Raw genomic sequence first — 24,195 nt, 5'->3', positions numbered from 1 at the left:
CCCCATTCTCCCACTTTTCAAAATTGTCGATGAGTAGGAGAGAGATTCCATCCTCATTCCACTCTTCAATTCTTGACTAATACGCCGATCGCGCTAAATCTTCCGCTTGCTGAATCGGTGAATTTCCATCTGTTTGAGGAATCACCTTCTTCTCGGCATTCGAGCCGCTATAGTACTGCCACTTCCAATCCTCAACTTCTGGCATATCACGACCGTGTTCGACGATATAGCGCTTGTGTTTCGTCAATTTATCGCGTGCAATTTGCTTCACATATCCGCCGACATTCGTGAGTTTTGGAACTCGATCGATGACATCTTGCGCTAAATGAAATCGATCCAAATCGTTCAGGACAACCATATCAAAGGGAGTTGTCGTCGTGCCTTCTTCTTTGTATCCCCGTACATGAATATTGTGGTGGTTCGTTCGACGATAGGTGAGTCGGTGAACTAACCAGGGATAGCCGTGAAATGCAAAGATCACAGGCTTATTCGTCGTGAAAATTGAATCAAAATCGCGATCGGATAAACCATGCGGATGCTCAGATTGCGGTTGCAGCGTCATCAAATCGACGACATTCACAAATCGAATCTTTAACTCTGGAAAATGAGCGCGCAGAAAATCGACTGCTGCTAATGCTTCCAAGGTTGGCACATCGCCTGCACTTGCCAGAACTACATCTGGCTCAGATCCGCGATCGTTACTCGCCCAATCCCAAATTCCGAGTCCTGCGGTGCAATGTGCGATCGCGCTTTCCATATCTAACCATTGCAACTGAGGCTGTTTACCAGCCACGATCACATTGACGTAATGACGGCTTCTCAGGCAATGATCCGCAACCGATAACAAGGTATTCGCATCGGGTGGAAGATAAACCCGCGTCACCGTTGGCTTTTTGTTCATGACCACATCGATAAAGCCTGGATCTTGGTGAGTAAATCCGTTGTGGTCTTGTCGCCAGACATGAGACGTGAGTAAATAATTCAGCGATGCGATCGGTCTTCTCCAAACAATATGACGGCAAGCTTCTAGCCATTTCGCATGTTGATTAAACATCGAATCAACGATGTGAATAAATGCCTCATAGCATGAGAAAAAGCCATGTCTACCCGTGAGCAAATAGCCTTCGAGCCAGCCTTGGCAAAGATGTTCGCTTAAGATTTCCATCACTCGACCATCGATCGCAATGTGATCATCGTTCGGCAGAATCTCGCCTGTGAAGACGCGATCGGTGGCTTCTAAAACCGCATTCAATCGATTGGAATTATTCTCATCGGGCGAAAACACGCGGAAATTCTGGTTGGCTTTGTTTTGCACCATCACATCTCTGAGAAACTTGCCTACAACGCGAGTGGATTCCGTTTCGACCTGTCCAGGTGCATCGACTGGAACAGCATATTTTTCAAATTTGGGCAGATTCAAATCTCTGAGCAGTAATCCACCATTCGCATGGGGATTTGCACCCATTCGGCGATCTCCCTTGGGAGTCAGTTCTGCCAATTCTGGAATCAGTCGACCCGTTTCATCAAACAATTCTTCAGGTTTATAACTTCGCATCCAGTCTTCCAACATGCGAAGATGATCGGGCTTACTTGCCATTTCAGCAAGCGGAACTTGGTGCGCGCGGTACGTATTCTCAATCTGCACCCCATCGACGATTTTAGGCCCTGTCCATCCTTTCGGCGTTCTCAAAATCAGCATTGGAAACTGAGGGCGCTCTTTGAATCCATGCGTTCTGGCTTCGCGTTGAATCCCTTGAATTTCCTGCCCAATTTCATCCAAGGTCGCTGCCATCAATTGATGCATCGTCTCCGGATCGTCACCTTCGACAAAATAAGGCTTGTAGCCATAGCCGATAAAGAGATGTTCTAATTCTCGATCGCTGAGCCGCGCCAAAACAGTCGGATTTGAAATCTTGTAGCCGTTGAGATGCAGAATCGGCAACACTGCACCATCACGGGCTGGGTTCAAGAATTTATTAGAATGCCAACTGGTCGCCAATGCGCCTGTTTCAGCCTCTCCATCGCCGACTACGCAGCAGACCAATAAATCAGGATTGTCGAAAGCTGCACCGTAAGCATGAGCGATCGAATATCCTAATTCTCCGCCTTCATGAATTGACCCAGGCGTTTCGGGCGCAGCATGACTGGGAATTCCACCAGGATAGGAAAACTGCGTAAACAGCTTATCCATGCCTTCTGCATCTTGAGTAATGTGAGGATAGAATTCGCTGTAGCTTCCTTCAAGATATGTATTGGCAACCATCCCAGGCCCCCCATGTCCTGGACCCGCAATGTAAATGCAATTGAGGTCGTAGCGACAAATCAAGCGATTGAAATGAGCATAGATAAAATTCAAACCCGGCGTTGTTCCCCAGTGTCCAAGCAGTCGGGGCTTAATATGTTCAATCTTTAAAGGTTGTTTGAGTAAAGGATTATCTCTGAGATAAATTTGTCCAACTGAAAGATAGTTGGCAGCAGACCAATAAGCATTGATTTTATGCAGTTCTTCCGAACTCAAAGGACTAGAAACGGATGCCGAATTTGCAACTGTCATAAAGATTTTCGCCAATGAATCGCGCTTCATCTTGGAAAATATGGCGCGATTCTGTCTCTGTCGATCGATAGAACTTGATGACTGAGAGAAAATTTCGGCTAGTCAAGGGCGTGGAATGTGGGGTGTGGGGTGTGAAGGAATGGGAGAAATAGGGAGATAGGGAGCAATCTCAGTCTGGGTTCTCCCTACTCCCTATCCCTTATCAGATTTGTCGCGGTAAACGCCTAGCCTGGCTATACCTCAAAGATTGCACCTCTTTGAGTCAAATCTCGCTTCATTTCTCTAGAAAACCAGCGAGGCTCGTTAAATCGAGTCCGCTCTACATTTGCACCGATCAGATTGGTATCTGCAAGCACTGCACCTCGCAAATCTGCACCACTCAGATCTGCTCCGTATAGGCTAGCACCGCTCAAATCTGAATTCGTCAGATGTGCCCGGCGCAAAGTTGCATAGCTTAAATTCGTTTCGCTGAGTTTTGTTGCAGTTAAATCAGCGCTCGTCAACGTCGATCGACGCACATCTGCAAAACTTAATTTTGCTTGCGTCAAGATTGCACCTGTTAGATTTGCATTATCTAACGTCGCATTCACTAAAATCGCGCCAGATAAATCGGCGTTGATCAGAGATGCACCCGTGAGCGTTGCGTCAGTCAGGTTAGCTTGACTCAGTTTACTGCTGATCAGTCGAGCGTCCGTAAAGTCTGCGCTGATCAGGTTTGCACCAATGAGCGTCGCTTCGATTAAATCTGCATTTGTCATGTTTTTCGATCGCAGATCAATCCCGCTTAAGTCTGCTTCCGAAAAGTCTTGCAGCGGGTTCAATCCAGCGATCTGTGCTAAATCAAAAAAGTCGTCGGTATCAGCGGTCTTAACTTGCTCGATTAAATTCAGAAGAAGTTGAAGCGAGTGATCTTTGGTCATCATATATGCCTTGCCTAACTGAGACCATGTGGGGACATCTGGACGTTGCCCAGTTAGGAATACAAAACAGCCTTTACGAATTTCGTAAGAACCGAATGACAATTTGAGAGGATTGTCGGTCTCAGCGAAGATAGAAACAATCCTGATATCAGCAGACGTTAGGAATTACATTGTAGTATAAATTTTACGATCGCACATGTAGGGCACGATCGCAATTCCGGATTACTCCTCAGTCCTCTGGAATAAAAAGCTTAACGTCGATTTGCGTTGTGCTGATGAAGTTCGATTAACCGCTCGATAATTGCTCGCTTGTTGCTGCTGAGATTGTTCGGAATCAGCGCTTCTCGACTCGCTGGGCTAGTCGTCACACCTGATATCTGCTCATCGTCAGAAGTGATCGCGATGGAAGCAGGGTGACCGTTTGAGTTAGAAGAAGACATAAGTAAACTGGGGGTTGATGAGCTGCAAAAAAACGATTGTGAAACACTAGAGGATTATTCGATCCTCAGGTACATGAAGTACATGCCTCTGATACCGCCACTATAGCTCTTACGACCAGAAAATCGCATGACCTGAGTAGACGACGCGCTGATGCCTGGGTTCAGAATAGCATCGCTCTTAGGAGAGTGTAACTGCTATACGAAACTTTTATTTTGAGATGCAGGTCTACTTCTCAGTCAGTGACCAAGACCCATCCCACTGTTCCGGAGGGGGAGTTGTCAGCCAATGTTCACACCGCTTCATATGCAGTAATGCTGCTTTATCCTGTTTGTCGATTTCTAGAACAGAAGCAAACTCAGCAACGGCAAAGGCGAATTTGCGATCCAAGTAATGCTTTCGTGCCAAGTGATAATGCTCAATCACTCGCTTTTTCTCATCTGAAATCTGGTCAGACTTCAGCCCAACGAGTTCGTAGACTGCAACAGGTTTGTTTTTGCCTTTGACTTTAATAAAGTCGAGTTCTCTTGCCCAAACGCGATCGGCACAAGGACGATAGGTGCTCTCACTAATCACAATATCGGTTCCATAGATTTTACTCGCGCCTTCGAGCCGCGATCCGAGATTCACACCGTCACCGATCGCAGTAAATTCCATTCGCTTACTGCATCCGATGTTGCCACTGATCACGGTGTCGGAGTTGATACCGATGCCGATATCGATCGTTTGTTCATTGCGACCATGCCGCAATTTATTGAATGCGGCTAATCGCTGGCGCATTTCTAATGCGGTTTGAACTGCCATCCATTCGTGGTCATCCAAAGGCAAAGGCGAGCCAAACACTGCCATGATTGCATCGCCAATATATTTATCGAGAATGCCTTTGTGCATGAACACGGCTTCAACCATTGACTCGAAATACTGATTGAGCATTTCGACCACTTCTTCTGCTTTGAGCGTTTCGGTCAAGGTTGTATAACTGCGAATGTCTGAAAACAGAACCGAGACATCTTTGCGATCGCCACCCATTTTTGCGGCATCAGGATTTTCTAAAAGCTGTTCTGCGAGTTCCTGAGTCATGTAGCGATACATCGTACTTTTCAGCCGCTTTTCATCGCTAATGTCATCCATCACAATCAGCGCACCTGACACTCGCTGAGCATCAGTCGCATCTGCGATCGTATTAATCGACAAGTTAATACTATGCTGCTCTTCGCCTCGAATCGGCTGCAAGGTCTGATCGGGATAGTACTGCTCTCGACTGCGAGCACTGATCGATTGATTAAACCAATGATAGAAACTACCTTTTTCGAGTTTGATTAACTTCGTAATTGCTTGTCCTTCGATCGCGTCTTCTTGCTGTAATCCCAGGAGTTTCTTGGCGCTGTCATTTGCCGCAATGATATTTCCTTCTTTGTCGGTTGAAATTACGCCATTGGTCAGCGATCGCAAAATGTCTCGCTGCATTTGTTCTTGCTGCTTCACCGTTTCAAACAGTTTGGCATTCTGGAGCGCGACCCCTGCCTGAATGTTGAAGGTTTCCATGAATTCCTGGTCGCTGCGGTTGAAGCTCGCTCTCCAACGCTCTGGAGCTTGAGGAAAATCTTCGGGGCTGTAAGGCGGGAATTCGCCTTTTTTCGTTTTGTTGACGAGCTGCGTGACTCCAATTAATTCTCCGTCTGCGTTGCGAACGGGCATACAGAGAAGGCTACAGGTTCGATATCCGTTCGCTTGATCCGTTTTCTTAGCCGTCTCAGCGCCTTCTCGATTGTATAAATCAAACGGAATGTTGATGACTTCACCGGATGCCGCAACTTGTCCAGCAAATCCAACGCCGATCGGTAAGCGCAATTCTTTCATGGCTCCGTCAGCAGTGGGAATGCGTGTCCAAATTTCATTGCGATCGCGATCGATTAACCACAACGTACTGCGATCGGCATTCATGAGCGCTTTCGCTTCGTCCATGACTCGTTTCAAAGTGTCATCAAGGTCTAAGCTACTTTGGCTGAGAGATTGAGTCGCTTTGATCAGGGCATTTGCTGCGCGTTGTTTTTGGGTGGCGAGATAGAACGATCGCGAAGATTCCAGAATTAGCCGAATCGATGGAGCGAATTCTCGGAAAACTTCTTCGTCATAGGTGGTGAAGCCTTCTAGAGCAATGATTTCATCGAGGGGAAGTGTGCGATCGCATTTTGGACGGAGTTTATTAATCAATTGCACGACTGCAACGAGGTTTCCCTGCTCGCCGAGCAAGGGCATTGTCAGCATTGTGTAGGTGCGATAGCCAGTTTTGTTGTATTGAATTTTGGCTTGCGTGGAGCGGGGATCGTCGAAAAAGTCGTAAGGGATATTGACGGGACGTTTGAACGTTGCAACTTCTCCAGCAATGCCTTGATCGGCGGGAAAGCGGATTTCATACGAGCGTCCTGATCCTTCATTCACGGTGGTATGAAGCTCATTTTTCTCTTCGTCGAGAAGATAGATCGTAGTGCGATCGGCGTTGAGCAGTTCTCCCGTTTTCGCTGTGATCGAATTGAGCATTTCTTCTAAAATCGCGTCAAACCCTTGCGCGTCGAGCATTGAGAGGGTTTGATTGACGATTTTTAATTTGTGTTCGACTTCGTGAACAACTTCTTTGAATTTGTCCTGGGTGAGAGGAGCAAGAAAAGACGAGAATTTACCTTTCGGCGCAAGTCCGCCTCCCGAAGTGACTGCAAGACTAGAGTCGAGTTTTGGAGAATCGACCGAGATTGTAATAGTTTGAGGGTCTTTTTGCAGTGAGCGGGGCTGGTCGGGCAGATGCGAAGAAAGGGAAGTCATAGTCGGTGCAGGATTCAGTTAAAGGGACTTATAACAGGCACATTGAATTGAGCACTCAATGAACCTACGCAATCTGAAAGAGCAAGACGGTCGAACCGATCCGTAGACTTCTTCCAGAGTTCCCTAAAGCTGAAGTTTTGATGCTGTAAGCTCAAGTTTTCTTGACCGAGTCAGATTGGGCAGACTAAGCAACTGAACTCTAAAAAGACTGAATTTATTTATGCAGAGAGGGATTTTGAGGACTTGGAAAGACGATCGAGGATTTGGCTTTATTGAATCCAGTGTGGGTAAGCGACGGATCTTTCTACACATCACAGCAATTCGAGAAAGTTCTTACCGTCCTCAAGTTGGAGATGTAATTTACTTTCATCTTGAACGAGACGAACAAGGAAGATTACGCGCCTCTAACGCTTGGTTCGAGACAGATAGACCGAAACCTCCAATCCAATCTCCGGTCGTGTCAAAAAAAGCACCTAAATACCAAAGTTCATTTTCACCTGCACCCGCTTTGCTCTCGATTCTGCCGATGTGGGGAGCGTTCGATTTTATGTTCAGAACTCGCAATGCGTTTCCAGCGTTAGCTTACATAGCGCTTGGAATTCTGACATTTCTGCTGTACCGCGAAGATAAAAATCGCGCTGTCTCAAAAGCGTGGAGAATTCCAGAGGCTCAGTTGCATCTGTCCGAATTGTTTGGCGGCTGGATTGGGGCACTAGTCGCGCAGCAAGTTTTTCGACATAAAACTCGTAAAACTTCTTATCAATTGGTGTTTTGCTCGATCGTTGCTCTGCATTCGATCTTCTGGTTCGACTGGCTTTTTCTAGGAAGAAACCTGGCTAAATCATTTATGTAGCAATATTTAATCGAGCGTTATTGCATCCGCATTCTCACACTAGCTTTCCTCTTGGTTTTCAGGAGGAGATTCAGGTTCAGGCAGTTCTAACTTCTCAAGTGGGGCTTCGGGTTGCGTGAGTTCAAGGGCTTCTTTTTCCTCGGTCGCTAGTTCAAACTCCGCCGCTTGTGCTTCCGGTAATGCTTTTTCAACTTGAGCAGGCAACTCTAACGGCTCAGGTTTCGCGAGTTCAGGCAGTGCAACCAATGGTTTCTCGACTTCTTTGACCGTAATCGGAATCTGTAGCGGTTTGAGTTCTTCGACCCAACAAGACGCGATCGGTAAAGTCTGATCTAAATCGTCTAGCGCACGCGGAATCACCATGACTGAATGTAATTCGCCGACTCGCTCAGCTTCTTGCATTCCAACATCAACCGCCATCGCGACATTCGCAACCGTTCCCCGAACGATCGCAGTACACAGACCATCTCCGATCGTGTGATAAGCAGTCAAAGTCACATCTGCCGATTTCAACATCGCATCGGCTGCGGCTACCATCGCTGGAAAACCACGGGTTTCAAGCAATCCGACCGCCATATTGCGAAATTGACTTGTGCCTTGATTGCCGATCATCGCTGCGAGTTTGCTGCCGATCGGTAAAACTGCATCTAAATTTGGCATCGGGCGAGGAATGACGATCGTCGAAACCTTCATGCCAAATTGCTCCACCAAATCGGCTCCGACTTCAACGGCAAGTCGTACATCGGAAATGCCGCCTCGAACCACAGCAGTACAGTAGCCACCACCAATCATTTCGTAACCGACAAGCGTCACCCCGGAAGACTTTAACATCATGTCAGCCGTACCCACGATCGCGGGGAAGCTTTGGGTCGAAACGAGACCAAGGGCTGAGTCAACGTAGGGATCTTGGCGGTTCATGGGCACTGAGGCAACAATATCACTCTCATCTTAACGTTACGAATGATTTAAAACGATTCGGGGTTGAGTTTTCCCATTTCCCAAGTAGTGTACGTTCCGATCGGACTCCAGATTAAGTATGGCAGCAGTAAAAGCCCGGCAGTAGTTGAAACTGGGAAAACCAGAACCGCAAGGAATAAGCCGAGCAGAAATCCAAGTCCACCTATGATCGTGCCGTTTCGCAAACTATGAGTCCACAACAAGACAGGAGAATAGGCAACGATTACAGCTTCAACCAGAATATAAAGTGCCATGGTCTGCCAGCTTTGGGTCATTTCCCAAACAATGTAGGCTGACCATGCGCCACAGATAAATACAATTGTCCAGATCAGCGGAATTGCTTTTTCAAAGGTCAGCCATCTTGGACGCTGTAAGCGATTGAACCATTTGACATCTTTGGGGCGGAGAAAGCTGCTCCCTAACGCAATCAAAAATGTGACCCCACCAATGACTAACCACGAAGGAAGCATAATTTCTCGCTCTAAATCTATTCGATTAGTATTGTGTCAGAGGGGAGACTCAGAGAACTCGATCGTGAGAGTGAATTCTGTTTGCTCACTCGAATGCGATCGACTTGTTCTCCCTGAAGCTCCGATATCTAGGAGATTCAGGGAAGAGATTTTAGCAATTACAAATGAATGTAATTTATCGAACCCCTGGATTAGCCGAAGCTCGTGGCGCTAAATTCGCCAATCTCGATTGCAAGTCAGGAGTCAGAATCAGTTGATCAACGGCATGAATCGTCCCGTTTTCAGCCGAGATATCTGCTCCAAGCACACGAGCATTCCCAACGGTCAAAGCGCCTGCACCACCTTGAGCCGTCAGCGGATTGCCTGCAAGCGATCGCACTGATTGCTGCGCTAAATCACTCGATGAAACTTTCCCTAGCACAACATGATTTGCCAGCACTTGCGCCAACACATCTTGATTCTCAGGTTGGACTAACGCCTTAAAAGTTTCAGCCGGAATTGCTGCTAATGCTTCATCCGTCGGAGCAAATACCGTGTAGTCAGAACTTCCTGCAAATTGTCCAGCGAACGTTCCTTGGGATTCTGCCACCCGTAAAAGCGCATTGAACAATTCAAATGAGCGATTGGTACGGACAATTTGATCGATCGACTGATTTTCTGAACCTGAGAAAGCAGAGGAATTCGTTCCAGTGTTACCTGTCGGCGAGGATTCACCCGTGGGTCGATTTGCAGGAGTGACGACACCGGGAACACTTTGATTTTGATCGCCCGGAAGATTCTGATTTGGGGAAGTGTTAGGAGCACTTTCGCGATCGTTGGAGGGAGTCGTTTCGCTGTTCGGGGCAGTTTGAACTGGCGGAACACCTGTATCGCGATTGGCGGGAGGAGGAGATTGGGGAGCGTTCGCTGGTGTATTCGCAGGGCTAGGAGTGAAATCGCTTTGCGCTAATGAAGGTAAGGCAATACCGAAACTAAAACTGAGGATGCCAGCCGTTAGAAACTTAAGAGATGGTTTCATTGTTAGTAATTTTGAACACTTCGCTTCATACCCTAAGCAAGAATTCGCACGTTTTCGTCCCCCCAATGAACTACGCCGATCCTCTTAATTAAGACTGTGCGATCGTGAATATTTAACCCGACTCTAGAACGATTACAGTAAGATCAAATCACTGAATTACAAGATATCTATGACGACTGATACTGTTGTTCGGCTATTACAAAAAAGTTTTCGAGTGACGCTTGGCGCAACCGCTTCACTCGTCGAAATCCTGCAAGATCCTCAAAGACGGGAAGCAAATTTAACGAAACTCAAGACTGATCTAGAAGAACTGACGCAGGAATGGGCAGAAAAAGGGGAAGTGACCGAGATCGAAGCTCGGAACTATGTTGATAATTTCATTGCTCAAAAACGCAGTGAAATGAGTTCTGCATCGACAACAGTGCCCACAACCGCAACCGAGGTTAAACCTGCATCACCTGAAGTTCAACTTGAATTACAAGAGCTAACCGCACAGTTAGCCGCGATTCGGGCGGAAATCGAAAGATTGAGAACGGAAGAACATCGGTAGTTTTTTGTGAGATGTTTGGGGATTGATTTAGCCTGGAGTGCAAATCCGAGCGGTTTGTGCTGCTTGGAATTTGTCAATCAGGAATTGGTTGTGTGTGATCTGCGTCGGGAAACTACGATCGCTGATATTTTCGATTGGCTCGATCGCTATTGTCCGACTGATGGAATTGTTGCAGTTGATGCTCCCACCCTGATTCCAAATCAAACCGGGAGCCGCGTTCCCGATCGCTTAACGCACAAGTATTTTGGCAAATATCATGCGGGAGCTTATCCGGCAAATTTAGGTTTAGCATTTGTCGATCGCACTTTAGAAGTCGGTCTAAGTTTAGAAGCGCGCGGATTTGAACATGCGCCAACGATTAAAGCTCAAGTGCCAGGACGCTATCAAATCGAAGTGTTTCCGCATCCAGCTATGGTTCATTTGTTTGGGTTAAATCAGATTCTGAAATACAAAAAAGGAGCGATCGGCGATCGCAAACTGGGATTAGCAAAATTGAGGCAATTGATCTTAGAGAAATTACCTCACATAGAACCGCGATTAAACATTACAACGCTGCCTGAAATTCCAACTAAAGGCACTGATCTCAAAGCATTAGAAGACCAACTGGATAGTTTGATCTGTGCTTATGTTGCTGCGTATTGGTGGTATTGGGGAACTGAAAAGAATTTAGTTTTGGGCGATCGAGAATCGGGCTATATTGTAGTACCCACAGCCATTTGAGTTATGTTTGCTGCATTGGTGCGATCGCGAAAAATCTGTCTCGGTTTAATGGGATTCGGAGTACTGCACTTAGGTTTGATCACATTGGGACTACCGAGTTGGCAATGTCCGATTCGACATGGGTTAGGGGTGCCTTGTCCGGGATGTGGATTGTCTCGCGCGACGATCGCGCTGATGCAGGGACACGTTCATCATGCGCTAGAAATTCATGCGTTTGCACCGATCGTGTTGCTCAGTGGCGGATTGATAATCAGTGCGATCGTGTTACCTCACTCAAAACGCTCAACACTCGTTCAACTCTTGGAGCAATTAGACTATCGGCATCGTTTGACGATTCTATTAGCAGGGAGTTTCTTAGGCTATTGGTTAGCTCGATTGTTGTTTTCTAGAGACGCACTTTATCAGCTCGTCATGTAACAAATTAGACATACAGCAACATACGCTCTGAAACTACATCAAATTTCTCTCGGCGATGATGAAGTAGTTTAAACAACACGGTCAAGTTAGCACTTATATGGTTTTATTACTAAATAGTTTGCTTGAGGAGCGTGTGAATGGAACCTTTAATCGGGCTAATTGCCATTGTTGCGTCGATTACAAGTTTGGTGTGTTTGATTCTTGTTCTGATCAAACTCTTTCCTGATAAGGGTGTAGGTTGGGGAATCTTTGGGATTATTTGCGGGATTTATACATTCATTTGGGGCTGGCAGAACGTCGATCGCCACAACCTCAAAAACATCATGATCATTTGGTCAGTCGCGATCGCTGCGAATATTCTCATCCGTATTCTGGCGCGCGGTACTTGAGGACAGTAATTCTCAACTTGAAGTTAAGGGGGAAGGTCTGCCCCTTTTTTTGTTGCTAGGATGAGTCACACGGATTCCAGAGGAAGAATTAAGTGATGCTCGAACTGGCAAATACACTTTCCACATCATTACAGGGTCAGACCATCCAAAATCGAGTTCGCGAAGTTGGAATTAACCCAAATTATTGGTACGCCGTCGCTTGGGCGCATGATTTGAAAGCCGGAAAGATTTTACCCATCCGCATTTGGAATCAATCGATCGCGCTGTATCGTGATTCTCAAAACCAAGTGCAAGCCGTCGAAAATGTCTGTCCCCACAAAGGCGTTGCGATGGATAAAGGCAAAGTGCAAGGCGATGCGATCGTCTGTGGCTACCACGGTTGGGAATTTAACGGACAAGGCGAATGTGTTGGAATTCCCTACTGGAATCAAGGGCAAAAGCTTCCCTGCGCTCAGATGAAACCCTTTGCCGTTCAGGAAAAATATGGCTTGATTTGGATTTTCCCCGGCGATCGTGCTTTAGCTGCAACCCAGTCCCCTCCTCAAATCCCTGAATACGACGATCCGAATTGTCTGATGATTCCGCTTGGGGCTGCGTTCAAAGCCCACTTCTCGATTTGCAACGAAAACACGATGGATGTCTTTCATGGCTACCTCCATCAAAATTTACAAGGCTGGTTTGATCCTGTCCTGATCAAGCTTGGCGAAACTGAAGAATCGATCCTTGCGGAGTACCGGGTTTCTTATCGCGGGTTGCTCACAAAGCTACTTGGATTTAGCAAAGATGGCGGCATTACAACCAAGACAATTTCGATCGATTATCAGTATCCAAATTACATTAATAAACTCGAAAACGTCTCCTCACTCTACTTGATGCGACTGCCCATCTCCCGAACCGAGAGTCGATCATTTGCATTGTTCTTTTTGCGACTTCCGATACCAACCTGGTTGCTCAATCCACTCCGTCGAGCATTGCAGCCGCTAATCTTACATCTATTGTTCTTGCCATTCCTGCATCAAGATATTGAAATGATCGAATCCGAGCAGGAAAACTATCTCAAAGATCCTCAGCGCCGCTATGTTGAAGTGAATCCCGCGATTATTGCCATTCAGAGATTGATTGTGAAGCAGTACGATCGCTATCGGAACACCGATCAATAACAATTTTCTCCTTTCATTGCAAAGTACTGCGATCGCGTGAAATTCGATTTAAATCCTTCTACATTAACAAGGAGCCTCTAAATTTTGTAGCGATCGTAGCCATCTCTAACTTGGGTCGGTTGCAACAAAATAGGCAACAGCGTAAATCGATCGTATAGTCCAATTTCCAACACTCCATATGAGACACCAAGCATTGACTTTCACAAATTGGCGGCGTGGGATCGTCGCCATGATGTTAGCGATCGCCTTATTCATTAGCGGCTGCACAGCAAAAGAACCTTCTCGTTTTGCAGAAGCCCAGAAGGAAAGTAACCAACCCGGTGTCGTTGCAGTCAAGAAAGATGCAACCCAAGGCAGCCAATTTAACAAGTATTTCCCGAAACCGGGTGCAGGATATGAACGGGTTTATACCCAAGAGAAAAAAGGATTTGCTGAAGCCAAATTGAAGAAAGACGGAAAAGATTTGGCAATGTTGTCGATCTCGGATACCTCCAGCCTGCCCGCTGCTGCTGCAAAGTATCAAAACACAACTGAGAAGATTAACGGCTTCCCCGCCATGACGATGGGAAATACCCAAACGGGAGTCTTGGTCGGCAAGTATCAAGTTAAAGTGCTATCGCGTGATCCTGCCTTTACGAAAGCCGATCGCGAACAGTGGATCTCGAAATTCGATCTCAAAGGACTCTCTCAGCTAAAAAGCTAAGACGAGCCTTGCTTCTGAAATTTTCATCATAGGTTGTTTATGAGTAAACCGATTTTTGAACTGGTAGACGAACTTCCCACCGGGGGCACGACGGTCAAGGCTTTACATGCACTGGACTTTCTCGTTCCTGGACAATGGCAGAATCTCACTGGGTTCACCAATACCATTCGCGTTGTCACAGGCGAAACCGACGAGAGCATGATTCAAGCGATCGGGGAACGCGCTGTGTATCTCTACAACGACGAATCCCAAGGCTATCAGCGGGCAATGTGGCTTTACCAAACAGTCGATAATGCCGCAGGTGCGCTAGGAGCGGCAGCGCTGGCAAATAAAGTCGGTCAAGATATCTCTTTCTTGGGCTTTTTGAGCAATCTCACTCCGAAACCCGAAAAAGCCCAAAGCATCGATTTATGCGTCAAACTCGTCGTCGAACTCGTTGCCTTCTGCCAAATTAATGGAATTCCAGGCGACAGCATTGGAGATTTTCTCGCGTCTTTAGGAGACTACAGCGGCGAATCGCTGATGCGGATGGCGGCATTGGTCAGTTTTGACGGATTGATTCCTTTAGGGGGCGATTTTATCCAGAAGGGGCTGTCTACGATTAGCAATACCACCCCTCAAGAATTGGAGAAGAATCAATCCTTCAGCAGCGTCCAATCTTTGATCCCTGGCAATGATGCGGCTGGCAAACTAGGATTTATTGGACAGAGTTTTGATTCGGTGAAAGGTTGGATGGGCGATTTTGTCTCTTCCCGCAATTTGAGCCAGCAAACCCTACTCGATCGCGTTCGAGGGGTTGTAGACGTTTCTGCTGACAAACTCGACTATGTGGGCGCATTTCTCGATGTTGCCGTGAAATACTACACCCACACGGGAACGCAAACTCTTGCACGCCGTCTTGTAGAACGGGCAGTCGCAGAAATCTAGGGGGATTGACTTCCTCAGAAATAGCGATCGCACACCGAATTGCGATCGCTGTTTTTTTTGGATTTCTATGAGTCCTGATAAGCTGTTATCACGTCTTAATAATTTGAGACATGCCAATCAGAATTGCGCCTGATTTATGAGCGAAATTCATCATAGGCAAATATACTGTTGAGTCAGAAGCAAATTGCGAACGTCATGCAGGTGAGAGGAGTAAACTGTGCAAGTTGTTAAGGAATATGTGCGGCGTTGGTATGAAAGTGAACTCGACCCGGATGAGTATCTCTGTCATCAACGCCAGGGAAACATGGTGGAAATTGAGGAGGCTGAAACCGGGAAACGACGCACAGTTCTAACGTTTTGCACGAACGATGTGCTGGGCTTGACTCAAAATGAAGCGGTGAAGCAGGCTGCGATCGATTCGATTTTTCAATACGGCACGTCAAACAGTTCAACTTCGGTGTTGAGTGGTCGCATCGATTTGCACCGCCAGCTTGAAGATGAGGTCTCGAAATTTAAGCATTTGCCTCATACGCAGCTTTTTCTCAATGCTTGGATGGGAATGCAGGCGTTGATGGATGCGTTTTGCCATTTAGCGATTCCGGTTCCAGGGTTTGAACATACGCGCGAAACTCTGATCATGACGGATGTGCTAAATCACGGCTGTATCGTGTCTGCTCTGGCTCATGCGGGAACTCGTTCTGGGAAACTTTTCGGCTATAGTCCCAGAGTGCGAGTGAAAGCGTTTCGCCATTGCGATATGGAAGATCTGGCGCGTAAGTTAAAGCGCTATGCTCAGCCGGGCGATCGCATTATGGTCGTGTCGGATGCAGTATTTTCAATGGATGGCGATATTGCTCCATTGCCAGAGATGATCGAGATTTTGTCGAATTATCCCGATAGTACGCTGCTGATGGACGAAGCGCACGCAACAGGAGCGCTCGGTAAGACAGGACGCGGAATTTATGAGCATTTTGGCTTGAAGCCACAGGATGCGATCGATCGCGGGATTAATCCGTTAATTCTCTCGACGTTTGCAAAATTCGGCGCTTCAGTAGGAGCGGCAATCAGTACGCATGTGGCGGAGTTGAAGCCGTTGATGAACTGTTCGCCGACTTCGATCGGGACTTGTTCTTTGGCTCCACCTTTGACGGCTGCTGCGTTGCAGAGTTTCCGGGAAGTCCAGAAGGAGCCTGAGTTGGTTTCGCGGTTGCAAGAAAGCACGCGGTATTTGCGATCGCGCTTGGCGGCTCAGGGATTTGAAGCGATCGGGGAAACGAATGTGGTTCCAGTCTTGCTTCCGCCTGAGATGAATCCGAAGATGTATGCGCGGGAGTTGCTCGATTTGGGAATTTGGGTGTCTCCGATCTGGTTTATTGCGAAGCCAAGAATTCGGATTACCGTGAATGCGCTGCATACTCGCGAGGAGATGGATCAACTCGTCGCTGGAATGGTGAAAGTGCGGGAGATGATGTACAAGCAAGAAGCTGCAACGATTAGCGCTTAGTTCAAAATTCTTGCAACGATTAAGCCCCTAGTTTTTCTAAAGACTGGGGGGCTTAGTTTTTGAATGATTTCAATCAATTCGGCTCCTGGGAGCACGAGTGGATCACACTCTACTTGGCTTTTTTACTTTTTCTAACATTTGCTGCGCAACTTGTACCGAGGGAGGCTTGCCATACTGCAATTTTAGGTTTTGCAGGGCACGGTTGGCGGCTTTTGTCACACTACCTGACGGACTCCGCAACGCTTGTTCCAGATACGGCAGAACTTCCTGAGATCGAATCGTTCCTAAAGATTGAACCGCATACACCCGAACTTTCACATCAGAATCATTGGTCAGTTTACCAAGCACCGGAATCGATCGTTCAACATCTCCCCGCATCGGATGAGCACTGACAATACGACCTAACGAAGTTGCGACGTGACTGCGCACGATAGCATCCGAATGCGTCGCATACTGCATGAGTTTTGCAAGATGCTTCAGGTCTTTCGATTGCCCCCAGGCAAGGATCTCCTGCGTCAAATCTTCGAGTTTGCCGTCATTCGGGCGTTTCGGGTCTTGAATGGTCGGTGGAATGATAATCTCCGCAATTGCAGCTCTCGGTTCGAGCAACTCTTGCCGAGCCGGATCTTGAATCACCGGAGGAAGAATGATGTCTTCAACTTCATCTCTTGGCTCGATCTGGGTGTCAACGTCGATCGCTGGCGCTACAGGTTCAGAAATTAGCTCATTCACGGATTCCTCAGCCACAGTCGATTCAGGCTCAGATTCCGTCACTTCTGGAACACTCGGTTCAGGAATCGATTCTTCAGGAGCTTCAGAGACGACAGATTCAGGCTCCACTGATTCTGAAACCACAGGTTTAGGCGGTTCTGGAGGACTGGGTTCACTCACAGTTGGTTGAGTGATCAATTCGATCTCATCTTCTTGCTTGGTCGATTTCTCAAATCGAGCCACCCCAAAAATCACGCCGCTAATCACTGCCATGAAAGTCGCGATCGCAATTAAACTCTGAACCATAACCCCAATCCTTGCAATTCAGCCTTAATATTTTGTCTTATATAGGCACAATTGCTGGATTTTTTAACATGTCTGAATGGTTAGAGCATACGGTTCAAGTCGAAGTCGAACAGCCGATTGACCGAGTTTGGCAGCTTTGGGCAGATGTAGAGCAGCTTCCCAATTGGATGAATTGGATTACCTCGGTGCAAGTTTTAGAGAATCAGCCCGAACTCTCACGCTGGACGCTCTCAACCGCAGGATTGCAATTTAGCTGGAAGTCGAAAATTACCAAACAAATTCCCAATCAAATTATTCAATGGGAATCGATCGATGGTTTGCCCAATCGCGGAGCCATTCGATTTTACGATCGCGCGACCAGTACAATTGTAAAAATGACCATTTCCTACGCAGTGCCTGAATTGCTCGCGCGGGTGATGAATACACCCTTTGTCGGTCGTTTTGTGGAATCGACCATTCAGGCAGACCTCGATCGATTTCGAGACTATGCCATGCGTTAGCCGCGATTGCGTTCTAACAGAATCATCATCATCAAACTCAACAAAATTTGAGCCTGTTCGCGATCGCTGATTTGATCGACTTGATGAATGATAAATTTACGCGACCAGAACGTCGGGCGCTTAGATAATTTCATCACCGTTCCTGCACCCGGACGGTTCACAAGATAGGTCGGGTTGAACAAGTAACCCGTGAAAAAGTTGCCGAAAGGTAACTCAGACAACAATGAGTCGATCACCTTAATCCAAGGATTTTCTTCTTCGATCGTGAACACAATTTGATCACCATCAAACACATCAAAATGCGCCTTCCAAATCGATCGCAATCCCCGACGCTTGACGGCTCCAACGACCATGCCGCTGGGATCTGAGAAGTTATAGCGGGCTGAAAAATCGATAATTCGATCGGCTTTAATCGTGAAGAGTTCTTGCGATCGCTGGGTATCAGCGAAGACGTTGATCACTTCCTTGAGGCGGAAGAGTTGCTGACGCACATAGAAATAGGGGTTTCCTTGAGCGTCAGCGATCGTCATTTGAGGAGTCAGCGACCAGAATTTGAACGTTAGTTCTAAAGGGTATTGCATATTCAAAGATTGAGAAGACTGTGCCTAGTGTCCCCAAATTTCTCGATTCAAATCATTGAAAACCGTGCGGCTGAGATTTTCTCAAATCTAGAGAATAAATTGCTAGGTTGTACCTTTGAACAATCCCTGCGGACGGAACAACAACACCAGCACCATAATAAACAAGGCAAATCCGAGTTTGTATTGAGCCGTAAAAATGCGCGTATTGACGATCACATCGACGATCGGATTTCCAGCCCAAGGCGTTAACAAATCCGAAATTCCCGCACCAACTTCTTGAGCAATCCCAATCACCAAACCGCCCGCGATCGCACCGTAAGGATTGCCAATACCTCCCAAAATCACCGACGCAAACAACGGCAAAATCAAGAACCAGCCCATATTCGGGCGCACCGCTTCAACCAGTCCTAACATACTGCCGCCCAAAGCCGTCATACTGCCTGCAATCACCCAAGTCCAGATCACGACTTGATCAACATTGATTCCCGTCACTCGTGCTAAATCCAAATCATCCGCGACTGCCCGCATTGCCTTGCCGATTTTGGTGTTTTGCAACAGATAGTGCAATCCGGCAATAGCGACGATCGCTAATAAGATCACTAATATCCGGTTAAACGAGAGCGTAATTCCCAGAAACGATAAGGCTGGATTCACGGCAAGATTGTACCGTTGATTCCCACCGCCCCAAAACAAAATAATGCCGTTGCGAATAAATAACGCCAGCCCGATCGAAATAATAATCAAGGTAGTCGCTGTGGCGCGTTTCTGTCGCATCGGTTCCCAGAGTAGCTTTTCGCAAATCAGGGTGACTCCAACAGTCGCGATCGACGACAGAATCATCGCAATCCAAATATTGATGCCGAACGCATTCAATAACAGCGTGAAGTAGGCTCCCATTGTCATGAAATCGCCATGTGCGAAATTCGATAAACGCAGAATTCCATACGTCAGCGTCAGACCGACCGCAGACAGGGCGATAATACTTCCAACCGAGATTCCGTTGACAATTAATTGAGCCAATTGAGCAAAAAACGCATCCATTCGCGGCACTGATAACGCAATAACGCTAGATTGTGCCTGAATTAGGTGGCTTTGGAAAGCGTTCTGAAAAATTGGCAATAAAAAAGCAGTCCCTACCCGGTTTGGACTGCCCTTGTGTTAGACGATGAGCTTCTCAATCTGTTCATATCATGCCGTCTCAAAACGGCATTCACATCATCCTTAAGACTGATGAGAATGGGCATCAGTGGGAGGCCTGTATCGCAGCGATCGCAATTGCAGCAGGATAGATTTGATGTTCCTGTGCATGAATGCGAGCCTGCAATGCTTCGACGGTATCGTCTTCGAGTACAGGAACAGCGGCTTGTATGATAATTTTGCCGCTATCGACTTCTGGAACCACTAAATGAACCGTGCAGCCTGTGATCTTAACTTCTGCCTCTAGGGCTTGATGAACCGCCCGATTTCCTTTAAAGCTCGGCAACAAACTCGGATGAATGTTCAAAATCCGATTCGGAAAAGCATTGATCAATACAGGCGTAACAATCCGCATCCAGCCTGCCATAATCACCCATTCGACTTGATGATCTTTCAACGTGTTGACGATCGCTTGATCGAGGTCTTCTCGACTGTCGAATTCTCGATGATTCAGCAAAACGGATGAAACGCTGAATCGGTTGGCACGTTCAGCAACTTTGGCATCGGGATTGTTATAAATCACGACTTGAATGTCTGCATTCAAGTGCCCATCTTGGATCGATTGTGCGATCGCTTCAAAATTACTCCCACTGCCTGAAGCCATCACGCCTAATTTCAGCCGTGGGTGCGGTGGGAATTCAGAATGGTCAGGAGAAATCAGCGTAGCCATGAGAGCCATCTCGGAAAGTAGCGTCTCAGTTTACCGTGGTTGTTGCGATCGTATCTAGAAACAATTTCTTAAAACTTCACCGCTTCTGAACCAAGGCCGCAGACCGCTCGACTATCATTTGGCGCAAAAGGAGACCCCAGACGTGGAAGGGGTGGAGCAAATAAAGAGGGACGAACAGACTGACAAACCGTAGTCGATGCAAAATCAATTTTACGCTCAGTGCCTGTGACGACCACACTGATATAGCTTTTGAGATTGGCTTTTTTAGGACGCGCAATGATCGTGATTTGCTTCGGCTGAGTTTGAAGCTGATAGCGGTAGTTTGCAGTATTGTTCGTCGGCAATCCCAATTCTTCTAATGTCGTTGGAAATTTGCCAGATTCAACCGTCGAGAACAATGCGGATTGAGCTAACGCCTGCATCACGATGCGTCCTTCTGCTTCAGAAGATTGTGCAGCTTGAGTAAATTTTGCAGCATCTAACGGCTCGATCGCTCGATCGCTGACTTTCTGCATTTTGGTCTGATCGGTGAACTTTGTCGGACGTGGTTTTCCTGGATTCGTATCGCTCATTTGAATCTGCAGCGTTTGCGGATCCGGCAAATCCGCGATCGTCAAAACGGGTTCTTTCGCATCCGGAATCGTGATATCCAGATGCATCGGCTTTGTCGTTGCATCGACTTTATAGTTTACGGTCGTGCCTGCAAGCACAGTCGGCTCAGCGCCATTCATTCCAAATACCATAACGAGCTTCCCTTCTGGGGAAAATAAAAAGCTCATCGGATATTTGTCGTTAAATGTGCCTTGCCAGCGTCCAGCGATCGACGAAGTTTGCACAGCTTCTGTGGTCGGCAGAGCCATTACACTCTGCGAGATCAAAACGACACCGATCAATCCACTCATCCAGCCTATTGTTTTCATCATTCTTTTTCCCTAAACCGTTGCCTGCCCCCATCTGCGGAGGTCTCGATAGCCTTCCCGTTGCAGATTTTCCTCTGAACGGGCTTTGCCATCCAGATTGTACTTTCTGTAACCAACTCCGACCGGAAAATCCATCGCAACCCAAAGCTACAGAAGCAGTGTTTTAAAGGAATTGGATTGCGAAGTCAATCTAGAAGTTTTCGAGACTGTGATTTTTTCGTTAAAACGGCGGTTTTGTCTTCCACCGAGTTTTTTCGTTCCGAATCCAAATATATGAGCATACTATACGGAGATATTTTGATGTGATTATTTACATCCGTACATCAGTGCATGGAAGGAGTATTACAATGCTCAATCTAGCTCTTCTAAATCAACGAGGATTGCGTCTTCTAGCGGGTCGTAAGACTTGCGAAGATCTGTGTGTCAAGCAATGGACTCTTTCTCCTTCAAAGAAGTTCTTCTCTCCTTCAGCCATCTATTTAGACGGGGAATTACATAAGGTGACGGGTGTTCAAGAAGACACAACTTACACTGCTGAACTGCAAAGAGTTCAAGAGGGTGTGAAGGAATATGCGGCGACTATCGTATACCAATTGCAGGATGTGACAATTTACGATGGGTATATGTACAAAGGGGCAATGAAGTATCCGCTCACAACCGCTAAGGAATCCTTTTTTAGATCAGGAGAACTAGAAAATATTCCTGAAGCTGCTCTAGCCTGTACTTTTGTCGGCAATCTATATTTTGGTCATTGGGTCAGAGATGATTTAACCTTGACCTTGGCAGCGCAACAGTTTGCACAAGCGGTCAGAACCGCTCAAAAATTAACGAATCATCAACAGGAATATAGCCATCTTCTTAACATTCACAGTACTCCAGTGAGTAAAGCCAGAATTAAGGAATTGACCATTTTTGAAGATTTTGGACAAAATCAATATAAACGTGAACGGTATGAATACATCCGCTCTAAGTTCAGCAGCTTGTCTTCCCATCAAACGGTTGAAGGAGTCATGTTGCTGCGCGGAAATCCTAGAATCCAGCGACTCCTAGTCAATGAGAATCAGATCGCAGAATTCCTCAGAAATCAAGGTTTTATCATTGTCGATCCTGAAAAAACCTCTGCAACTGAGATTGTTCGCCAAACTCTGGGTGCGAAAATCGTGGTTGGAGTTGAAGGGAGCCAATTGGCACATGGATTATTCACGCTGAGGGAATCCGGGGCAATTTTAACGCTGCAACCTCCTTATCGATTTAACAACGTCTATAAGGAATGTGCAGATTGCCTAGGACTTAAATATAGTTTTGTGGTTGGCAACCAGGTGGCAAATGGATTTGAAATTAGCCTAGAAGACTTAGCCAGAACTCTTGATATGATTAGTGCTCGGAGTTAAATAAGCTATAAGACTCAAGATTGAAAGCATCGCACTCAGCGCGAATGCAGCCAATGTTTTGCATTGTCTAACTTCTGTCTTAAAGTAGTCCTATTCATTGGCTCGATCGTTATGCGTTCACCCCTTAACGCCAAAATTCCTAGTGATTCCAGATTTTCACGCCTGCTTGATCGAGATACAGTTGCAGCCTGGGTTTTCCTTGCTCCTGCATTGATTTTGCTCGGAATTTTCGTGCTGTATCCCATTGCATATTTATTTTTTCTGAGCTTTACGACCGATAGCTTTACACGAGCAGGAATGCGCTGGATCGGATTGCGAAATTATTGGCGATTGCTGCTCAGTCCCGATTTTTGGCAAGTTTTGGGGAATACGGTTTACTTTACGATCGCAACAGTCATCCCAAGTCTAGTGTTGCCGTTGGGATTAGCTGTGTTGCTAAATCAATCCATTGCGCTGCGAGGATTGCTCAGAGCCGCTTATTTCATTCCTTCGATTACTTCACTTGTTGCAGTCGGTTTAGGATTTCGCTGGCTCTTTCAAACCGATGGAATCGTGAATGATGGATTAGCAGCGTTAAATATTCCTGCGGTTCCTTGGTTGCAAGATACGTTTTGGGCAATGCCTGTCCTGATTTTGCTGAGTATTTGGAAGCAGATTGGATTCAATATGGTCGTGTTTTTGGCGGGATTGCAGACGATTCCGATCAGTCGATATGAAGCGGCGGAACTCGATGGAGCTAATGCTTGGCAGCAGTTTCGCTATGTGACTTTGCCAGGATTGCGTCCCACGATCGTATTTGTCACAGTCACCACGGCAATTTTCACGCTGCGAAGCTTTGAGCAGGTTTATGTGATCACAGGCGGTGGTCCCATGAATTCCACCAACTTGCTCGTTTACTTTATTTACGATCAGGCGTTCGCTCAATTTGATTTTGGCTATGCAGCGGCAGCGGCAACAATTCTGCTGATTGTGGCGTTGCTGTTGGTCTATTGGCAACTGCGATCGCTGCGTGAAGCGGAGCGACCGAATGAGGAGTGAAGTTGCTGAAGATTGTGAATCGATCGTCAATCGCTTTGATGTTGCGAAGTAGGGAGTGGGGAGAAACCAGATGCAGATTGCTCCCTAGCTCCCTATCAGATTGATTGGTGTGAACGACTCAATTAAGCGTCGGGAAACGTCTGCTTAAATTCGTCAATCAAAATATCCATTTCTTCGAGTGCTTGATTGACATCAATCCGCAACGTGCCTAAATTCGGTTGCTCCATCAGTTTCAGCAATGATTCTCGCTTACCTTCGATCAGTTTTATCCGTTCTTTAATTGTTTCTGCGTCCATTCCTGAAGCTCCTATTTATCGATCGTGTTCAATTGTTAAGCATTCTTCAATTTTAGTCAGATTTGCGAGAAAACGGGCAATTCCCGATGGGTTCTAACTTTGCGTATTTCTACCTTTTGGTAGATTAAATTTGTCTAAAAAAATACACCGAATCTTTATATAAAGCGTTAGGAGAAATCCGGTTG

Annotated in this window: 25 protein-coding genes; 12 read left to right on the top strand and 13 right to left on the bottom strand. The window is 46.6% G+C overall.

Annotated elements, in window-relative coordinates; all coding sequences use genetic code 11:
* Nucleotides 1-76: 76 nt before the first annotated feature.
* The 4 genes from OU814_RS21015 to OU814_RS21000 form a co-directional block, all read right to left on the bottom strand.
* On the bottom strand, nucleotides 77-2,554 hold the full coding sequence (locus OU814_RS21015; protein WP_268241986.1) for a phosphoketolase family protein: 2,478 nt from the start codon (nucleotides 2,552-2,554) through the stop codon (nucleotides 77-79).
* Nucleotides 2,555-2,787: 233 nt separating this feature from the next.
* A complete protein-coding gene (locus OU814_RS21010; protein ID WP_190779982.1) occupies nucleotides 2,788-3,576 on the bottom strand; it encodes a pentapeptide repeat-containing protein in 789 nt (262 codons plus the stop codon).
* Nucleotides 3,577-3,725: 149 nt separating this feature from the next.
* Nucleotides 3,726-3,914, bottom strand: a complete 189-nt coding sequence (locus OU814_RS21005) for a hypothetical protein (protein ID WP_017287206.1) — start codon at nucleotides 3,912-3,914, stop codon at nucleotides 3,726-3,728.
* A 226-nt stretch (nucleotides 3,915-4,140) separates the two neighbouring features.
* Nucleotides 4,141-6,732 carry an adenylate/guanylate cyclase domain-containing protein gene (locus tag OU814_RS21000; protein WP_268241985.1) on the bottom strand — a complete coding sequence of 864 codons (2,592 nt, stop codon included), beginning with the start codon at nucleotides 6,730-6,732 and terminating at the stop codon, nucleotides 4,141-4,143.
* 220 nt (nucleotides 6,733-6,952) lie between these two features.
* On the opposite strand from OU814_RS21000, the gene OU814_RS20995 reads away from it, so the two are divergent.
* Complete coding sequence (locus tag OU814_RS20995; RefSeq protein WP_017287204.1) at nucleotides 6,953-7,585, top strand: DUF1294 domain-containing protein; 633 nt, start codon at nucleotides 6,953-6,955, stop codon at nucleotides 7,583-7,585.
* Nucleotides 7,586-7,624: 39 nt separating this feature from the next.
* On the opposite strand, the gene OU814_RS20990 is transcribed toward OU814_RS20995, so the two are convergent.
* From OU814_RS20990 to OU814_RS20980, 3 genes are all read right to left on the bottom strand, one after another.
* Nucleotides 7,625-8,503: a carbon dioxide-concentrating mechanism protein gene (locus tag OU814_RS20990; RefSeq protein ID WP_017287203.1), complete on the bottom strand. Its 879-nt coding sequence runs from the start codon at nucleotides 8,501-8,503 to the stop codon at nucleotides 7,625-7,627.
* 47 nt (nucleotides 8,504-8,550) lie between these two features.
* The gene (locus tag OU814_RS20985; RefSeq protein WP_268241984.1) at nucleotides 8,551-9,012 is read right to left on the bottom strand and encodes a TspO/MBR family protein; all 462 of its coding nucleotides are present in this window, start codon (nucleotides 9,010-9,012) and stop codon (nucleotides 8,551-8,553) included.
* Nucleotides 9,013-9,187: 175 nt separating this feature from the next.
* Nucleotides 9,188-10,030 carry a fasciclin domain-containing protein gene (locus tag OU814_RS20980; RefSeq protein WP_017287201.1) on the bottom strand — a complete coding sequence of 281 codons (843 nt, stop codon included), beginning with the start codon at nucleotides 10,028-10,030 and terminating at the stop codon, nucleotides 9,188-9,190.
* Between the two features lie 169 nt (nucleotides 10,031-10,199).
* Here OU814_RS20980 and OU814_RS20975 point away from each other — a divergent pair, with 169 nt between their 5' ends.
* The 8 genes from OU814_RS20975 to OU814_RS20940 all read left to right on the top strand — a co-directional run bounded on the left by OU814_RS20975 (nucleotide 10,200) and on the right by OU814_RS20940 (nucleotide 16,400).
* Nucleotides 10,200-10,580, top strand: a complete 381-nt coding sequence (locus OU814_RS20975) for a hypothetical protein (RefSeq protein WP_017287200.1) — start codon at nucleotides 10,200-10,202, stop codon at nucleotides 10,578-10,580.
* Between the two features lie 6 nt (nucleotides 10,581-10,586).
* Nucleotides 10,587-11,300 carry a DUF429 domain-containing protein gene (locus OU814_RS20970; RefSeq protein ID WP_268241983.1) on the top strand — a complete coding sequence of 238 codons (714 nt, stop codon included), beginning with the start codon at nucleotides 10,587-10,589 and terminating at the stop codon, nucleotides 11,298-11,300.
* 3 nt (nucleotides 11,301-11,303) lie between these two features.
* Complete coding sequence (locus OU814_RS20965; protein WP_017287198.1) at nucleotides 11,304-11,717, top strand: DUF2752 domain-containing protein; 414 nt, start codon at nucleotides 11,304-11,306, stop codon at nucleotides 11,715-11,717.
* Between the two features lie 137 nt (nucleotides 11,718-11,854).
* A complete protein-coding gene (locus OU814_RS20960; RefSeq protein WP_190647697.1) occupies nucleotides 11,855-12,106 on the top strand; it encodes a hypothetical protein in 252 nt (83 codons plus the stop codon).
* A gap of 95 nt (nucleotides 12,107-12,201) precedes the next feature.
* On the top strand, nucleotides 12,202-13,266 hold the full coding sequence (locus tag OU814_RS20955) for an aromatic ring-hydroxylating dioxygenase subunit alpha (protein ID WP_268241982.1): 1,065 nt from the start codon (nucleotides 12,202-12,204) through the stop codon (nucleotides 13,264-13,266).
* A 178-nt stretch (nucleotides 13,267-13,444) separates the two neighbouring features.
* On the top strand, nucleotides 13,445-13,969 hold the full coding sequence (locus OU814_RS20950) for a hypothetical protein (protein ID WP_036044502.1): 525 nt from the start codon (nucleotides 13,445-13,447) through the stop codon (nucleotides 13,967-13,969).
* A 39-nt stretch (nucleotides 13,970-14,008) separates the two neighbouring features.
* A complete protein-coding gene (locus tag OU814_RS20945; protein WP_017287193.1) occupies nucleotides 14,009-14,896 on the top strand; it encodes a hypothetical protein in 888 nt (295 codons plus the stop codon).
* A gap of 217 nt (nucleotides 14,897-15,113) precedes the next feature.
* On the top strand, nucleotides 15,114-16,400 hold the full coding sequence (locus tag OU814_RS20940) for an aminotransferase class I/II-fold pyridoxal phosphate-dependent enzyme (RefSeq protein ID WP_017287192.1): 1,287 nt from the start codon (nucleotides 15,114-15,116) through the stop codon (nucleotides 16,398-16,400).
* Nucleotides 16,401-16,502: 102 nt separating this feature from the next.
* Here OU814_RS20940 and OU814_RS20935 read toward each other — a convergent pair whose 3' ends face one another.
* The gene (locus OU814_RS20935; RefSeq protein ID WP_268241981.1) at nucleotides 16,503-17,417 is read right to left on the bottom strand and encodes a HEAT repeat domain-containing protein; all 915 of its coding nucleotides are present in this window, start codon (nucleotides 17,415-17,417) and stop codon (nucleotides 16,503-16,505) included.
* 68 nt (nucleotides 17,418-17,485) lie between these two features.
* Here OU814_RS20935 and OU814_RS20930 point away from each other — a divergent pair, with 68 nt between their 5' ends.
* Complete coding sequence (locus tag OU814_RS20930; protein ID WP_017287190.1) at nucleotides 17,486-17,917, top strand: SRPBCC family protein; 432 nt, start codon at nucleotides 17,486-17,488, stop codon at nucleotides 17,915-17,917.
* Here the strand turns inward: OU814_RS20930 and OU814_RS20925 are convergent.
* The 4 genes from OU814_RS20925 to OU814_RS20910 form a co-directional block, all read right to left on the bottom strand.
* Nucleotides 17,914-18,498, bottom strand: coding sequence for a hypothetical protein (locus tag OU814_RS20925; protein WP_017287189.1), 585 nt, complete (start codon nucleotides 18,496-18,498; stop codon nucleotides 17,914-17,916). The two genes, OU814_RS20930 and OU814_RS20925, sit on opposite strands and share 4 nt — an antisense overlap.
* 102 nt (nucleotides 18,499-18,600) lie before the next feature.
* A complete protein-coding gene (locus OU814_RS20920; protein ID WP_017287188.1) occupies nucleotides 18,601-19,539 on the bottom strand; it encodes a branched-chain amino acid ABC transporter permease in 939 nt (312 codons plus the stop codon).
* 202 nt (nucleotides 19,540-19,741) lie between these two features.
* Complete coding sequence (gene purN / locus OU814_RS20915; RefSeq protein ID WP_225885708.1) at nucleotides 19,742-20,365, bottom strand: phosphoribosylglycinamide formyltransferase; 624 nt, start codon at nucleotides 20,363-20,365, stop codon at nucleotides 19,742-19,744.
* Between the two features lie 68 nt (nucleotides 20,366-20,433).
* Nucleotides 20,434-21,288 carry a type IV pilin-like G/H family protein gene (locus OU814_RS20910; RefSeq protein WP_268241980.1) on the bottom strand — a complete coding sequence of 285 codons (855 nt, stop codon included), beginning with the start codon at nucleotides 21,286-21,288 and terminating at the stop codon, nucleotides 20,434-20,436.
* 344 nt (nucleotides 21,289-21,632) lie between these two features.
* On the opposite strand from OU814_RS20910, the gene OU814_RS20905 reads away from it, so the two are divergent.
* Nucleotides 21,633-22,676, top strand: coding sequence for a glycosyltransferase 61 family protein (locus tag OU814_RS20905; protein ID WP_268241979.1), 1,044 nt, complete (start codon nucleotides 21,633-21,635; stop codon nucleotides 22,674-22,676).
* Nucleotides 22,677-22,787: 111 nt separating this feature from the next.
* Nucleotides 22,788-23,714, top strand: coding sequence for a carbohydrate ABC transporter permease (locus OU814_RS20900; RefSeq protein ID WP_268241978.1), 927 nt, complete (start codon nucleotides 22,788-22,790; stop codon nucleotides 23,712-23,714).
* A gap of 122 nt (nucleotides 23,715-23,836) precedes the next feature.
* Here the strand turns inward: OU814_RS20900 and OU814_RS20895 are convergent, their stop codons facing one another.
* Nucleotides 23,837-24,010 carry a hypothetical protein gene (locus OU814_RS20895; RefSeq protein ID WP_017287183.1) on the bottom strand — a complete coding sequence of 58 codons (174 nt, stop codon included), beginning with the start codon at nucleotides 24,008-24,010 and terminating at the stop codon, nucleotides 23,837-23,839.
* Between the last annotated feature and the right edge of the window lie 185 nt (nucleotides 24,011-24,195).

The sequence above is a fragment of the Leptolyngbya sp. GGD genome (assembly GCF_026735145.1).
In the GTDB taxonomy this organism is placed as follows: Bacteria; Cyanobacteriota; Cyanobacteriia; order Leptolyngbyales; family Leptolyngbyaceae; genus Leptolyngbya; species Leptolyngbya boryana.
The sequence above is the reverse complement of the archived record's forward strand: the minus strand, read 5'-3'. Positions and strand labels throughout refer to the sequence as shown.

Excerpts from the sequence above, each read along its gene's own strand:
- OU814_RS21015 (WP_268241986.1), bottom strand. The coding sequence starts at position 2,554 with ATGACAGTTGCAAATTCGGCATCCGTTTCTAGTCCTTTGAGTTCGGAA.
- OU814_RS21005 (WP_017287206.1), bottom strand. The coding sequence starts at position 3,914 with ATGTCTTCTTCTAACTCAAACGGTCACCCTGCTTCCATCGCGATCACT.
- OU814_RS21000 (WP_268241985.1), bottom strand. The coding sequence starts at position 6,732 with ATGACTTCCCTTTCTTCGCATCTGCCCGACCAGCCCCGCTCACTGCAA.
- OU814_RS20995 (WP_017287204.1), top strand. The coding sequence starts at position 6,953 with ATGCAGAGAGGGATTTTGAGGACTTGGAAAGACGATCGAGGATTTGGC.
- OU814_RS20990 (WP_017287203.1), bottom strand. The coding sequence starts at position 8,503 with ATGAACCGCCAAGATCCCTACGTTGACTCAGCCCTTGGTCTCGTTTCG.
- OU814_RS20985 (WP_268241984.1), bottom strand. The coding sequence starts at position 9,012 with ATGCTTCCTTCGTGGTTAGTCATTGGTGGGGTCACATTTTTGATTGCG.
- OU814_RS20980 (WP_017287201.1), bottom strand. The coding sequence starts at position 10,030 with ATGAAACCATCTCTTAAGTTTCTAACGGCTGGCATCCTCAGTTTTAGT.
- OU814_RS20975 (WP_017287200.1), top strand. The coding sequence starts at position 10,200 with ATGACGACTGATACTGTTGTTCGGCTATTACAAAAAAGTTTTCGAGTG.
- OU814_RS20965 (WP_017287198.1), top strand. The coding sequence starts at position 11,304 with ATGTTTGCTGCATTGGTGCGATCGCGAAAAATCTGTCTCGGTTTAATG.
- OU814_RS20960 (WP_190647697.1), top strand. The coding sequence starts at position 11,855 with ATGGAACCTTTAATCGGGCTAATTGCCATTGTTGCGTCGATTACAAGT.
- OU814_RS20955 (WP_268241982.1), top strand. The coding sequence starts at position 12,202 with ATGCTCGAACTGGCAAATACACTTTCCACATCATTACAGGGTCAGACC.
- OU814_RS20950 (WP_036044502.1), top strand. The coding sequence starts at position 13,445 with ATGAGACACCAAGCATTGACTTTCACAAATTGGCGGCGTGGGATCGTC.
- OU814_RS20945 (WP_017287193.1), top strand. The coding sequence starts at position 14,009 with ATGAGTAAACCGATTTTTGAACTGGTAGACGAACTTCCCACCGGGGGC.
- OU814_RS20935 (WP_268241981.1), bottom strand. The coding sequence starts at position 17,417 with ATGGTTCAGAGTTTAATTGCGATCGCGACTTTCATGGCAGTGATTAGC.
- OU814_RS20930 (WP_017287190.1), top strand. The coding sequence starts at position 17,486 with ATGTCTGAATGGTTAGAGCATACGGTTCAAGTCGAAGTCGAACAGCCG.
- OU814_RS20925 (WP_017287189.1), bottom strand. The coding sequence starts at position 18,498 with ATGCAATACCCTTTAGAACTAACGTTCAAATTCTGGTCGCTGACTCCT.
- OU814_RS20920 (WP_017287188.1), bottom strand. The coding sequence starts at position 19,539 with ATGGATGCGTTTTTTGCTCAATTGGCTCAATTAATTGTCAACGGAATC.
- purN (WP_225885708.1), bottom strand. The coding sequence starts at position 20,365 with ATGGCTACGCTGATTTCTCCTGACCATTCTGAATTCCCACCGCACCCA.
- OU814_RS20910 (WP_268241980.1), bottom strand. The coding sequence starts at position 21,288 with ATGATGAAAACAATAGGCTGGATGAGTGGATTGATCGGTGTCGTTTTG.
- OU814_RS20905 (WP_268241979.1), top strand. The coding sequence starts at position 21,633 with ATGCTCAATCTAGCTCTTCTAAATCAACGAGGATTGCGTCTTCTAGCG.
- OU814_RS20900 (WP_268241978.1), top strand. The coding sequence starts at position 22,788 with ATGCGTTCACCCCTTAACGCCAAAATTCCTAGTGATTCCAGATTTTCA.
- OU814_RS20895 (WP_017287183.1), bottom strand. The coding sequence starts at position 24,010 with ATGGACGCAGAAACAATTAAAGAACGGATAAAACTGATCGAAGGTAAG.